Source organism: Prochlorococcus marinus str. MIT 9312 (assembly GCF_000012645.1).
GTDB classification, from domain to species: Bacteria; Cyanobacteriota; Cyanobacteriia; order PCC-6307; family Cyanobiaceae; genus Prochlorococcus_A; species Prochlorococcus_A marinus_L.
This window is the reverse complement of the sequence record NC_007577.1, coordinates 1,067,347-1,079,931: the sequence shown is the minus strand read 5'-3', so window position 1 is coordinate 1,079,931 and position 12,585 is coordinate 1,067,347. Positions and strand designations below refer to the sequence as shown.

15 protein-coding genes are annotated in these 12,585 nt (G+C 31.5%); 10 read left to right on the top strand and 5 right to left on the bottom strand.

The features are described 5' to 3' along the window. Position 1 precedes the first annotated feature (1 nt). The 5 genes from PMT9312_RS06010 to PMT9312_RS05990 all read left to right on the top strand — a co-directional run bounded on the left by PMT9312_RS06010 (position 2) and on the right by PMT9312_RS05990 (position 4,723). A complete protein-coding gene (locus PMT9312_RS06010) occupies positions 2-742 on the top strand; it encodes an amino acid ABC transporter ATP-binding protein (RefSeq protein WP_011376714.1) in 741 nt (246 codons plus the stop codon). 468 nt (positions 743-1,210) lie between these two features. Continuing rightward, on the top strand, positions 1,211-1,843 hold the full coding sequence (locus PMT9312_RS06005; protein WP_011376713.1) for a sulfotransferase domain-containing protein: 633 nt from the start codon (positions 1,211-1,213) through the stop codon (positions 1,841-1,843). 355 nt (positions 1,844-2,198) lie between these two features. Further along, positions 2,199-2,699 (top strand): type IV pilin protein, encoded by a 501-nt coding sequence (locus PMT9312_RS09350; RefSeq protein WP_080503127.1) that lies wholly within the window; start codon positions 2,199-2,201, stop codon positions 2,697-2,699. Between the two features lie 372 nt (positions 2,700-3,071). Continuing rightward, entirely contained in the window at positions 3,072-3,725 is a 654-nt protein-coding gene (locus PMT9312_RS05995; RefSeq protein WP_011376711.1) for a class I SAM-dependent methyltransferase, read from the top strand. Positions 3,726-4,468: 743 nt separating this feature from the next. After that, positions 4,469-4,723, top strand: coding sequence for a hypothetical protein (locus PMT9312_RS05990; RefSeq protein ID WP_011376710.1), 255 nt, complete (start codon positions 4,469-4,471; stop codon positions 4,721-4,723). 312 nt (positions 4,724-5,035) lie between these two features. Here the strand turns inward: PMT9312_RS05990 and PMT9312_RS05985 are convergent, their stop codons facing one another. From PMT9312_RS05985 to PMT9312_RS05980, 3 genes are all read right to left on the bottom strand, one after another. Beyond that, positions 5,036-5,224: a hypothetical protein gene (locus tag PMT9312_RS05985; RefSeq protein ID WP_011376709.1), complete on the bottom strand. Its 189-nt coding sequence runs from the start codon at positions 5,222-5,224 to the stop codon at positions 5,036-5,038. Between the two features lie 11 nt (positions 5,225-5,235). Further along, positions 5,236-5,421, bottom strand: coding sequence for a hypothetical protein (locus PMT9312_RS09480; protein ID WP_011376708.1), 186 nt, complete (start codon positions 5,419-5,421; stop codon positions 5,236-5,238). A 307-nt stretch (positions 5,422-5,728) separates the two neighbouring features. Beyond that, positions 5,729-6,022 (bottom strand): hypothetical protein, encoded by a 294-nt coding sequence (locus tag PMT9312_RS05980; protein ID WP_011376707.1) that lies wholly within the window; start codon positions 6,020-6,022, stop codon positions 5,729-5,731. Between the two features lie 435 nt (positions 6,023-6,457). On the opposite strand from PMT9312_RS05980, the gene PMT9312_RS05970 reads away from it, so the two are divergent. The 5 genes from PMT9312_RS05970 (at position 6,458) to PMT9312_RS05950 (ending at position 10,508) form a co-directional block, all read left to right on the top strand. Then, on the top strand, positions 6,458-6,880 hold the full coding sequence (locus tag PMT9312_RS05970; RefSeq protein ID WP_011376706.1) for a hypothetical protein: 423 nt from the start codon (positions 6,458-6,460) through the stop codon (positions 6,878-6,880). Between the two features lie 139 nt (positions 6,881-7,019). Continuing rightward, complete coding sequence (locus PMT9312_RS05965; RefSeq protein ID WP_036923975.1) at positions 7,020-7,625, top strand: hypothetical protein; 606 nt, start codon at positions 7,020-7,022, stop codon at positions 7,623-7,625. A 114-nt stretch (positions 7,626-7,739) separates the two neighbouring features. Next, complete coding sequence (locus PMT9312_RS05960; protein WP_011376704.1) at positions 7,740-8,834, top strand: WGR domain-containing protein; 1,095 nt, start codon at positions 7,740-7,742, stop codon at positions 8,832-8,834. Between the two features lie 50 nt (positions 8,835-8,884). Continuing rightward, the gene (locus PMT9312_RS05955; RefSeq protein WP_011376703.1) at positions 8,885-10,072 is read left to right on the top strand and encodes a hypothetical protein; all 1,188 of its coding nucleotides are present in this window, start codon (positions 8,885-8,887) and stop codon (positions 10,070-10,072) included. A gap of 13 nt (positions 10,073-10,085) precedes the next feature. Then, positions 10,086-10,508 (top strand): hypothetical protein, encoded by a 423-nt coding sequence (locus tag PMT9312_RS05950; protein WP_011376702.1) that lies wholly within the window; start codon positions 10,086-10,088, stop codon positions 10,506-10,508. A 53-nt stretch (positions 10,509-10,561) separates the two neighbouring features. Here PMT9312_RS05950 and PMT9312_RS05945 read toward each other — a convergent pair whose 3' ends face one another. Both PMT9312_RS05945 and PMT9312_RS05940 read right to left on the bottom strand, forming a co-directional pair. Then, a complete protein-coding gene (locus tag PMT9312_RS05945) occupies positions 10,562-11,125 on the bottom strand; it encodes a hypothetical protein (protein WP_011376701.1) in 564 nt (187 codons plus the stop codon). Between the two features lie 10 nt (positions 11,126-11,135). Further along, positions 11,136-12,584 carry a reverse transcriptase family protein gene (locus tag PMT9312_RS05940; RefSeq protein ID WP_011376700.1) on the bottom strand — a complete coding sequence of 483 codons (1,449 nt, stop codon included), beginning with the start codon at positions 12,582-12,584 and terminating at the stop codon, positions 11,136-11,138. Position 12,585 lies beyond the last annotated feature (1 nt).

Here is a 12,585-nt window from a genome sequence, read left to right as displayed (position 1 = left end):
TATGAAGCCAATACTTACCGCTAAAAATCTCACCAAATCATATGCTAAAGGTATTCTTGCTCTTAATAAAGTTTCATTTACCTTAGATCAAGGCAAAGTTCTGGTGGTTATGGGTCCATCTGGATCAGGAAAGAGTACACTTATTAGGACCATTAATGGTCTTGAGACTTTTGATAAAGGTGAATTAAATGTTTTAGGTATAAAAATTAGGGCAGATTCAGACGAAAGAAAAATTCAAAAAATTAGACGTAGAGTTGGGATGGTTTTCCAGCAATTTAATTTGTTTCCCCATTTATCAATTTTAGAAAATATAACACTTGCTCCAATCCAGGTTCAAAAACGTAATAAAAAAGAAGCAGAAGAGTATGGGATGTATTTACTTTGTCAAATGGGAATAGAATCTCATGCAAAAAAGTACCCTGGTCAACTTAGTGGTGGAGAACAACAACGAGTTGCTATTGCACGATCTTTAGCCTTAAAACCTGAATTATTATTATTTGATGAACCCACTAGTGCATTGGATCCAGAGCGTATTAATGAAGTGCTTGATGCAATGAGAAGGCTTGCTCATCAAGGAATGACTATGATTGTGGTAACGCATGAAATTAAATTTGCCAAAGAAGTAAGTGATCAGGTTTTATTTATAGATTCAGGAAAGATTTTAGAAATCTCTTCTCCAGAAGTTTTCTTTTCAAATGCTAGTCATGAAAGGAGTAGAAAGTTTCTAAATCAAATCAACTGATCCATTTATCAAAAAAACTATTTAAATTCAAATAAGCAGAGGTGTTTTTTCAGGAAAATAGAGCTAATGGCCACTTACTAATGATTAGCTGTGCATATTCAATCTCCAGTAAGGGTGAGCCAAAACGCAAAGTTTAGCAGGGTATAGAAGATGATCGATCACCCAGGGATCGCCCAAAAGGTTTTTAAAAATCGTGAGAAGTCAGTCGGGGAGATAGGATTCGAACCTACGACCTAGTGCTCCCAAATCACTATGTCAGAAGACCCTATAACTTCGTTTTTAAGCTATAACTGCGGTTATCGCTACAAAAATCTTCTAATCTGTTATGAGACTTTCTTATGCTTGTAGGCTTTTTTTCAAGTTTTTCCCTAGAGTTGACCTAGTGCTACTTAAGAGGTTAAAAGATGCCACAAACAACAAATTTTGCTTTGATAGGAATAAACTAAATTCAAATTTCTTAAGAAATGTATGAAAATTACTTGGTTGGCATCATACCCAAGAAGTGGCAATACTTACTTAAGAACAATTTTGTTCAATTGTTTTGGGATTAAGACTGCCAGTATTTATCCTAAAGATCTAGGAGGAAATAAAATTTTAGAAAATTTTGTAGGTCATATAGAACATAATCAAAATAAAACTATTACATTTCAAAAAGGCTCTATCCCAATAATTAAAACCCATAAATTAAACCAAGACGATAATAGAACAATATACATAATTAGAGATGGAAGAGCAGCAAGTGTGAGTTTATGGAATTTCTATGGTAAAAAAATTCCAATCAAAGATATTATTCTTGGGAATCATCGTTTTGGTACATGGAAGGATCATTTAATTTCATGGAATCCATTAAAAAGGCCTAATACTCTTCTAATAAAATATGAAGATATATTATGTAATTTTGAATATGTTTTAAATTCGATTGAAACTTTTTTAGAAATAAAAGTATTGAGTAAAAAATTACCCTCTAGAGATACTGTCGCTACTTTTGATGGGAGGTGGGTAAGGTCTAAAACAGATTGGAAGGAAAAAATTTCAAGTGAAGAATTAAACTTATTTAATAAAATAAATTACCCTGTTCTTAAAGAATTTGGATATGAGTGAAGTTATTCAATTTAATTCCATAATTATTTTATTTAATTAGAATTTTTCCCAATTTTTTCCCAAGGTGGGTTTTGACCTTCGCTGAAAAGCCAGTCGGGGCGGGGAGATTCGAACTCCCGACCTAATACTCCCAAAGAACCCGCAGAAACAAGGCTATAACTGAGACTTAAGTTTCTATAGGGACTTTAGTGAATAAAGTAAGAAGTAAATTTGGCTAAATTAATTAAATTTACGTGAGGCTTCAGAAGTCGAGATTGTGGATAAGTTAGAAATAAATTTATAAGTTGAATAATATAAATAAGATCTTGTTGAAAATTTATAAAATGAATTTTCAAATAACTAAAAAGAAAAAAAAATAATATCTAATGCTTTTACACTTGTCGAATTAGTCGTCGTAGTTATGGTTATTGGAATATTGTCAGCGATAGCGGTCCCAACTTTTCAAAATGCTAGTGATAAAGCTAGGCAAAAAGAACCTACAAATCTCATTGCTAGTTATTTAAGAGCTGCTCAAGCTTATTTCACTGAATATGGAGATTTACCTAAAAATACAATGGATTTAGGCGAGTACATGAGCGTAACTGCATGCACTAAAAATTATCCTTCTTATTGTCAATCTGAATCTCCTATTGACTATACAAATTTGGAATCAGTTAGTTGGACAACCCCGAGTGGTTATTTTGATATATATATGGAAACAAGTGCTAATAAAATTACCTTCAGAGCCTTACCAGTTCCGGTTTATGAGCTTTTAGGTTATGGGACTTCAGCCTGCTTTAATTCCCAAACAGGAGTTTTAAAAATTAGTGAACAAAGTCAAAGGTTAGGTAGAAATATCCCATCTGTGGATTGTTAAATTAATTTTTGCGTGAGTTTTGCGTGAATCAGGTATTAGCTGAGACTTACTGCTATAACTGAACGGGCGAGAGATTCAAACCTGCGACCTAGTGCTCCCAAAGCACATCCAACCACATTGCAAGCATTAGTCTTTATAGCTATAACTTAATTCTTACGTGGTGTTGCGTAATTTATTTGTTTAAATAAAGCGATGTTTGCCCATAATTTGTCAATTTTTTTTAAAGTTAGTATTCCAAGCTCCTATTTTTTTTTGACCGTATTAATTAAACAATTTGTATCTGTATTCCAAAGATTCATTGCCAAAATTTAATTTGAAATCTTTTTTTGTTATTTATATATAAAGAGATATTTAACCAAAAATCAATAATTCATGAATATCAAAGAAAAAGTTAAAAGTTTATTAAATCTTGGAAGATCTTTCCCAAGGTCATTGGCAGTTGGAGCACCCAATGTTGAAACAGTAGAGTTGGTAAAGGAGTTTCAACCAAAAAATTATTGTGAGATCGGATTCTACAAAGGACACACTCTAATTGAAGTCTTAAAAATTCTTCCAGAAAATTCAAAAATTGATTTATATGATTTTAAAGACAAATTTGAGCCTCTAAAAACTAAAATATCTCAGGATGATTTGAAGAGGATAACTTTTTTTGGGAATACTTATAAATACCTGGATAGTTACAACACTACATTATTTAAAAATATAGTGAGCAAAAATCCTCCCCAATATGATTATGTTTTTCTTGATGGCGCCCATACATTTCCAATTGACTGTTTGACCTTTTTCTTAATAGAAAAATGTTTGAAAGTTGGAAGCATTATTGATTTTGATGATAATGATTGGTCAATGGCGACCTCTCCATCAATGAACCCTAAAGTTTTCCCTATGGTAAAAAAACTATACAATTATGAGCAAATAAAAGAGAAGGGGGTGCAAATGATAATCGATGCCTTCCTAAAAGATAGCCCTCACTATGAAACTATTATTGAGGATAAGGCCTATAGAAGAATCTCTCCCAAGAATTGATTGTTATTTTTTGAATTTTAAATAAGAAATTATCAAATGAATATTTAATATATATATTATGCCAATTTAGTTTTGACATCAAACTGACATCAAGAGAGCGATGTCAACTTTCCCATTAAAAAAGCGAGTCTGGGTAAATCGCTAGTATGACTTGGATTTGATTGAGTCGGAGCGACAGGATTCGAACCTGCGACCTAGTGCTCCCAAAGCACCCGCTACGCAAATTGCGACAGTAGGCTAAATAAACAAGTGAGGCTATAGCTTATTAGTTGGCATTAAAAGAAAATTTATGAGTCTTAAAAAGTAGAAAGATGTAGCAAGGTGGTGCATAAATAAGCAAAATCTCGCTCAAATCTCGCTCAGAAGCAACCTAGTGCCCTATGAGAACTAGATCGTAAGATGTTTAAACTTATTGATTAGCTGAATTATATCCATAAAAAAAGGGCGTTAGCTATACCAAATTTAAAAGCTAGATCATCCCCATCACCCAGCCTTTCTAATATAATAGCACTACATATGGTGTTTGACTGTAATATTTCTTGCTTTAGGTGGTGTTGTTTATTGATGTTTTATTTGCCATGATAGAGGTCCCCATCACCTAGGCTCGCAAGGGTCTTTTTTTTTTGCCTAAAAAAAACCAAAACGTGAATGATTCAGGCAGCAATATAAAACATTCTATATAGATACTCTTAATAGACATCACAAAGTACTAGAGTAAAAAAAATAAAGGTTAAATATTCAATTTGTCACTTCAAAATCAAACTAATAGTATTTTTCCATGGGATTATCAAATTGGAGATGAGAATTTCCAAAAAGAACCTTGGATTTTAAATAAAGGAAAGGAATATGTAACTATTGAGAAAAACGTAAAGAACAAAGGTTTTTTTTATTTACAAAAGAATGAAGAAAAACGTCTTTCTCTTAACCTTGTACAAACAAAATCTACATATAACAAAATGATTGAGTTTGGTTATAAGCTACGAATAAATAAGATCTAGTTTTATAAGGATACATTTTTCCGAGATCTAACTTAGGTTCTAGAAGATTAATAAGAATCGGAGTGCTAGCGGCAACCACAAACATAGAAGCAGCATTAGTAAAAGAGTAATAGCATGAACATTTGGAATGAACTGCTCTTTGAAAATTTGTGTCTTCATAATCTATCTAGCCTTCTTAAGTTTGATCTCTCTTCTGACTAGTAAACCAATTACCACAACACACATATTCATTAGAAATACGTCTAATGGCATTAATAAAAAAGTTTCTACTTAATTAATAGCAAGAATGTGGGTGTGCCAAAAAAAGGATCATTAATCTTCATAGACCAGACAACGTGGGTTGGATGGATTTAATTCACATTCCTTATCCCAGTAATCTGATAAATCTGTTGAAATCTCTTGCTCTTGGATTAATTCCTTGAGAGTTGAATATTCATTTGCATTATCAAGATCTCTTGAGTTCTTATCTTGAATTGCGAATGGTGATCTTTTTAAGTTCATAATTAATTACCTCAAAATTTTTGTTGGATTCTAGTTACAGAATTTGGATGGTCATGTACATAAGAATTAAATTCTCTAGCAAGCATCAGGCAGTCATATGCATCGCGAGCGTAGAACCCTATTTGATGTGTACTGTTTGATGAATCTTTGTAACTTAGTACATATTTTTTACAAGATCTGATTGGTGTTGAAGACATTTGAACTCATGGCTGCTACTACTACGTTCTAACTAGACAGACTCACCAACCGACTAAAAAAGATGTACGGTTTAAGGTACAGATATATACGGATAGAGGACCAACAATCAAATATGAAAATGGATAAAATCCTTAGGAATAATCAAAAGTGAGAATAGGTTCTTTTCTAATTAACTTCCTATTTTATTTTTGGGATCAGTAATAAAAATAATTAATTTAAGGACTAGATTTGCAGGTAGACTTAAAGGCTTCAATAGTAGTAAAGCCATGCCCTGAGTTACATTAAAACCTTTGTTTTTCAATCTGCTTAACTCTCTAAATATCTACAAATAAATTCAAAGTTTTCGTAGTCCATAGTTATTGTTTTAAATCTATCTGTTTCTATTTTTCTATTACCAAAATTCTGCAATTCAACTTTAATAGATGGATGTTTTATTGAGTAAGAGGGAGTAAAGCCAATACGCTTAGCACGTTTATGCAAATCCTTTTTCAGTCGAGGATCGCAGCCACAAAATAAAATAGTTGGTCTAGAAGAATTCCCAATTGAAGCTTCAGTAATTCTTTGTTCTAAATCGGATGCAATATTTTCGAGAACTTTCATTCAATTAACTAGGTAGTTGATGTGTAGGCGGTGCATGAAACTGTCTTTTCTTTCTTTTTGATCTCTTATAAACCGCAAAAAATCCTAAAAATACTAAAGGAATCAGCAAACTTTCTACAAATACAGGGAAATTAATCATAGAAGTTATAAATATATACATTCACATAGTGCGATATAAACGCAAAAAAAGCCAAAATAACACTTCTATGATTGACAGTCGATCTAAAATAAGGGGCAATTAGCTAATTTTTTTGTGAATAACTTTTCTTTCGGAGCAATTATCGGGTATGTATCGGGAATCATAATTTTAGCCAACACTATTTCAATTTACGGACAGGGTACTACTTCCATACATCAGATTTATGAAATACTAGGTTTCGGATTTGGGCTTAGCCTAATTGTTTTAGGGTCTATTGCACAAAACACAAAAAGCCGATGAAAGTAAAACGCTTACTACTCCCACTACTAGCTGCACTAGCTTTACCTACTGCAATGAAAGCAAGTGTTGTTTACGAGAAAATGAGCAGCAATGGTTGGTGTTCAAGAGGATCCAAGCCAAAAGCACCTTCTTCTAACTACAAATGCTATAAATTTATAGAGACTAATGATGGAGACTCTTCAGTCATATTTGAAGGGAGAAGGATAAAAGCATTAGAAAGTAAAAAATCTCTAAAACCTATTTGGTGGGGAGGAAGTGAAGCAACTCAATATAGCTATTACACTTTGTATTTAGTTGAAATTCATATAAATTATCTTGATAATGTTGCTCGTTCAGAAAAAGGTTTAAATAAATTAAAGTGGAACAATAGAACTTATAGATTTACAAATAAAGGTAGGTGGGATAAGTTTATTTGGTAAAAATCAAACCCTTATTACTTGCACCGCTTATTAAATAATGAATATCTACTTCGTTTTAGAAAGACTTTATTATTTATTTAACTATTTGTCTAATTAATAAGATAATTCTAGTTATGATAAATGAAAAAATTGAAGGAAGTTGAAAGAAAAGGATCTTGCTCAATTGAATATAAAAGTTAGCAAGGAACTACATAGCAAATTAAAATTTCTTGCGCAAAATAGTGACAAGACGATGGAGAAGTATATTAACTCAATCCTTAAACAATCTGCTGAGGTTGACTTCATTGATGAAGGAGTAAAGAGCAGCGTTATTGAAGATATTAATAAGAGACTTACAAATTTAGAAAAAGTATTTTTGGGAAATAATATAAATTCTTTAAAGGGAACTGCATTTACTGATCAAGAGGCTAAAAACTGTACTCTATTTATGAAAGGCTTATTTAATAAAATATTTCAGGAACGCAATTACACAAAAATCAATCAATGCTGGAAAGATTTTATCCCTCTAGTTGAGAAATTTAGTCAATGGAATCATTTCTATACCTTAAGGTTAAAAGAGGTAATGTTAATTGATGATCCAGATCCATGGACAGGAGATGAATTAAATGAACTTTGCTTAGGAAATAAATGCCCTTGTCCCATATACAGTGCCCTTAGAGAGTGGTCAGGATGTAATGACTTCCCCACTCAGCAGATCATCTGTGATAAGGGTTCTGACCTTGTTGATTCAATAGAAATAAAATAGTTCAAATTTAGATTTTTAATATAAATAGTTCATTTATAGATATTTATAGATTTCTATAATTTTTATATTTATACTGCTAGAAGTTTAAAGTTCTAGGATTTTTAAATCTTTAACATGAAAAACGAAAAAATATCTTTATCTTTCACAGAGGGTTCATCTGACAAAGTTTATCAAGCAGAACTAAAGGAAGTTGATGGTGGTTTTAATGTGACCTTTCAATATGGTCGAAGAGGAAAACCCCTCCAAAGTGGGACAAAAACAAAAACTCCTGCTACTTATGATGATGCGAAAAAAATATATGACAAGTTAGTACTATCAAAAACCTCAAAGGGATATGCACCTGAAGATAGTTCAGTTGAGTATGCAGAGACAGAAAAAGCTGGAGAATCTACTGACTTTAAACCTCAATTATTAAACCCGATTAATAATGAAAATCTTGAAGAACTTTTCAATAATTTTTCTAGAGTTTATATGCAGACAAAACATGATGGAGAACGTAGGGGCGCAAGTATTAATAACTCAGAAATCATTGCATCTAACCGCAAAGGTTTGCGAGTAGGTTTGCAGAAACCTATTCAGGATGCACTGGAAAAACTAAAAGACGGAGGGTTTATAGATACAGAAATAGATTCTGAAGACATGGGGGATCATTTAGTTATCTTTGATGTTCTCAAGTTCAAAGGCTTGGAAACTAAAGAAAATTCATTTAGCGATCGTGTTACTTATCTTGAGAAACTTGGAGAAGAAATCAAATCAAAAAAACTTGATAATGCTTTAAAAGTTGATTACCCAACCATTGCAGATAGCTTAGAAAAAGTTAAAGATTTTGTAGAAAGCGCAAAATCAAAAAATGAAGAGGGAGTTGTTTTTAAAAATGGAGATGCAACATACAACGAAGGCAGACCAAGTTCTGGAGGAAACGCTCTTAAGCTTAAATTTGTAGAAAGTGCCACGCTGCGTGTCTCTTCAATTACGGAAGGTAAGCGTTCTGTATCTATCGAAATAAATGATAATGGAATTTGGATATCTGTAGGTAAGTGTACGGTTCCTGCTAATCAAGATATTCCAAATCCAGGCGAATTAATTGAAGTGGATTATCTATATGCCATTAAAGATGGTGCTCTTTTTCAACCTATTTATAAAGGAAAGCGTAATGATCTAGATGAAACTGCAGCTGTAATTTCTCAGCTTAAATATAAAAAAGATTAAATGATTTTTTTTAATTAGAACCGGATTAATCTGACTAGATATTTTTAAAAATGAAACCAGTTTCCATATACTCTTTCTATATTCATTTGAAGGCATATGAAAGTGAAATTTGTACATATTTTCATGAAAAAAGAATTTCATCTGCGACATATTCAGCAATCTCAATTTTTCTAAATGATTCCGATCCTGATGCTTATGGAGTAGATGAAACTTTTTTAGATGAAGAATTTTCTTCTCTATTTGATTGGGTCAGCACTTATGAAGGAGTTCTAGATTATTTAGAGACCAGATATCAAGAAGCTGTTGCCGACCCATTAGAGGGTGATAATGAAACATGGCTTTTTTATATAGGTGATACATATAGTTGCCCTTATAAAAGCTATGAAGAATTTAAGTCCGAACTTGATATAGAGATGATCCTAAAAATTTTTAAAAAGTGTTGGGAGAGATCATGCAAAAATGAATATCCAAATGGAAGGCAATTACCAAAAGATTTTCCTGAATATAAAATAGATTATTCAAAAAACAAAAAACTTAGAGGAGATGAATTGCTCAAAAAAATTAAATCAGATATTCTTCCAAAATATGAAAACATCAAAAAATATGGATATATTTCCCTTAATAAAAATGGTGAAGAAATAGCAAACCTTGATGAATTTTTAAAAGAACATAGAAATGCATTAGAGACTGCAAAAAATAATGGTCAATCAATCAAGGATCATCTTTTCCCATCTGCTCAAAAGATAGGGAAATTAAGTAAAGGAAAATATATTATTGGTGATTTATCTAAATGTCTTCCTATAGCAGATAAAAATTTAGTAGATGAATTGAAAGCTCTTGAAAGATTTAAATCATTTGATGAAGTTGATGAAGATTTAGGCTTACCTATATATATAGAAGATTTAAATGATAATGAAAATAAAAAATTAGACATTTATAAATCTAAAAAAGATAATAATTCACAAGATTTTTATTTATGCGGATTAAAAAAGAAATCAGATGGTTCTAGTTTTTTATACATTTTGCCAATGATTGATGAAAGTTCTTTTCAAGATGATAAAGGAGGAAGATATTTTCAAAGTTCTAATTGTTTAATATGTATAAAGGTTGATGATGAATACATTAACAGGGAAGCAAATATTAATTCATATTTATTTGAAGAGGATTTTGAATGTATTTATTATGACTGTTATGACACTTTAAAACTTGGAGATTTTCATGTTTATGCAGATTATTAAGGGATCATAAAAAATGTTTATCTTTAAAATAGGATCTGATGAAGTTAGGGTGAGGACTGATGCAGAGTTTAAATCCTTGAATGATGATGAAAAGATTTCTTATATATGGGAAGACTTGTGGCCAGATGATTTAGGAATGACTTGGATTGAAAGAGTTTTATATGATCATGACACAGGCGATTTAGGTTTGCCTGAAATATGGAATGAATATGTATCTGAATTTTATCCAGAAGAGTATAAAGAAATTGAAAATCAAGAACCTGAAGATAGGCATAAAAAGAGAGAATTGATATTTGAATTTATAGACGACCTAGAGGATGAGGAATATTCAAGAGCATTGTTATTTCTAGTAAATAAAGTTTACGATGAGAGTTTTTTTTATGATTGTTTAATTGATTCTGTCAAAGAACAGGAAGAATTTACTCAAACGCATTAAGGCTCTGATAAAGGATATGCCGACGACTGGTACTTAGATGGTAATAATAATTTCTAACCGTTATATCTTTTTTTAATTACAAATTCATCATCAAATAAAACTTCTCTTCCAAATCCGTAAACGCCATAAAGAATATTTTTGAAATCCTCTTCATCTATCTCATCAACCCATTCAGTAACAATTTCATGATCTTCTGATATGTATTCATTTATTTCTTTTTCCCCACCGTCAATAATTTCTTCTATAGAAGGTATTTCAAATAAATAAGAGCCTTCAGGAATATCTTCTCTGCTTGAATTTTTATAAATCTTTATCCATTCACCTGCACAAGTATCTTCTTCATCAAAGTAAGTTTCTTCATATTCATCAAAAAGTTCTTCTGATAAATACCCATCGATTACGTGACCATCAAATGCACATTTATAGAATTTATTTTTATACTTCAAAACATTATATTCAGAAGGAATATAGTCATCAGGCGAATATTCTTTAACTTTGAAATTTAAATTCCCTTCATTCCATTCATAATCAGTTTCATCAGGATCATCACTTGAACCTTTAATTAATTCAAAATCAGCAAGCAATTCGGGAAATAATATTGGGAATTTTTTAGACATTTATTTTGAATTATTTTATCCAGGAATTGGTTGAAAGAAATTTTTCTGCAATTGTAGGTGAAACCATTTCGACATATGAGATATATCCACGCGCTACAGATAATGCATCTTTACCAATTTTCTCACTCATGAAATCTAAACCTTTAGAAGAACATTGATGAAAAAATGCACGCATTCGTTTTAAATCTCTTCTGCTAAGAGTTACTTCATTATTAACAACTAAACCAGTAACAGTTTGTCGATTAGGTGCGCGCATCAATCTTGTTTTTGATTGATTTACCTTAAAACCTTCTTCAGATATTATCGATGAAATTGATTTTATTAATCTATGAGGATAGCTGTCTTCAGAGGTAGTAGAAAAAATTAAATCATCTGCATATCTAGAATATTTCCATCCAGATTTTGAAGAATATCCATTAAGACGTGAGTCAATTTTTCTGCAAATAAGATTAGCTAATGATGGTGAAGTACACGCACCTTGAGGCAGTGACCTCTCACTAATAGCTATAAAATGAGGATAATCTTTATTGTTTTTGTCTCCATCTATCGCTTCCTGCTTAAGTATTACTTTAGGACTATCCGTACAAATCAATGCAAAGACAGTTGCAACACCAGGGTTATAACCTAAAGATTCGAAAAAACCTCTTACACGGGGAAAAGTGATAGTAGGGAAAAAGTCTTTTATATCTATACGGACTATAATTTTTGATTTGACATGTAAGGATGCATTATCAATAATTGATAAACCTTTTTGAAAAGCCATAGCCGCTTTATCAACATCAAGGTTAATTAAAATATTTTCCAAGATCCATTTCTGAGCTTTTTTCATATCTTTCTTTGGACTGGAAATTAATCTCTTACCTCCTGATTTTTTTGGTATCTCATATCTTAAATAATGATCAATATTACTTGCACCTCTTTCATAAATAAGCCATTGCAATTTGGATGGAGTTACCTCTAAAGCATTAGCTACATCAACAAAAGAATTAAGTTCAGGAATTTTATTGGATTTAAAATCTACCTTTTTAACTTTTTCAAAACTAAGTCTATTTGAAACCCCTCTCCCCAAAAATGTTGGGGAATTAATTTTTCGTTCTTTAATTTCTTTCGACCGTTTAATCTTTTCCTCTTGCTTCTTAATTTTCTTTTCTTTAGCAGCCTCCTTAACTCTTTTTATTCTTCGAGATCTTATTTCTGCGAGAAGTTCCTCTATACGATTAATGGAATTTATTTCTTTATCAACTTCACTTAATATTGCACTGGTTTTAGTTAACTGTTCAAAAACTTCTTTAGATTCCTCAATAGTCATTTCTTTATCGAAACGCTTAATAGTATCCAAATCAATGAAGCCTAAACGGAGCATTTCTTCAAATTCAAAAGCCCCCTGCCCTATCTCTTGTAATCTTTTTTTCCATTGATTATTCAAAGAATTACTTTGGTCCGCATCTTGTTCTGACATC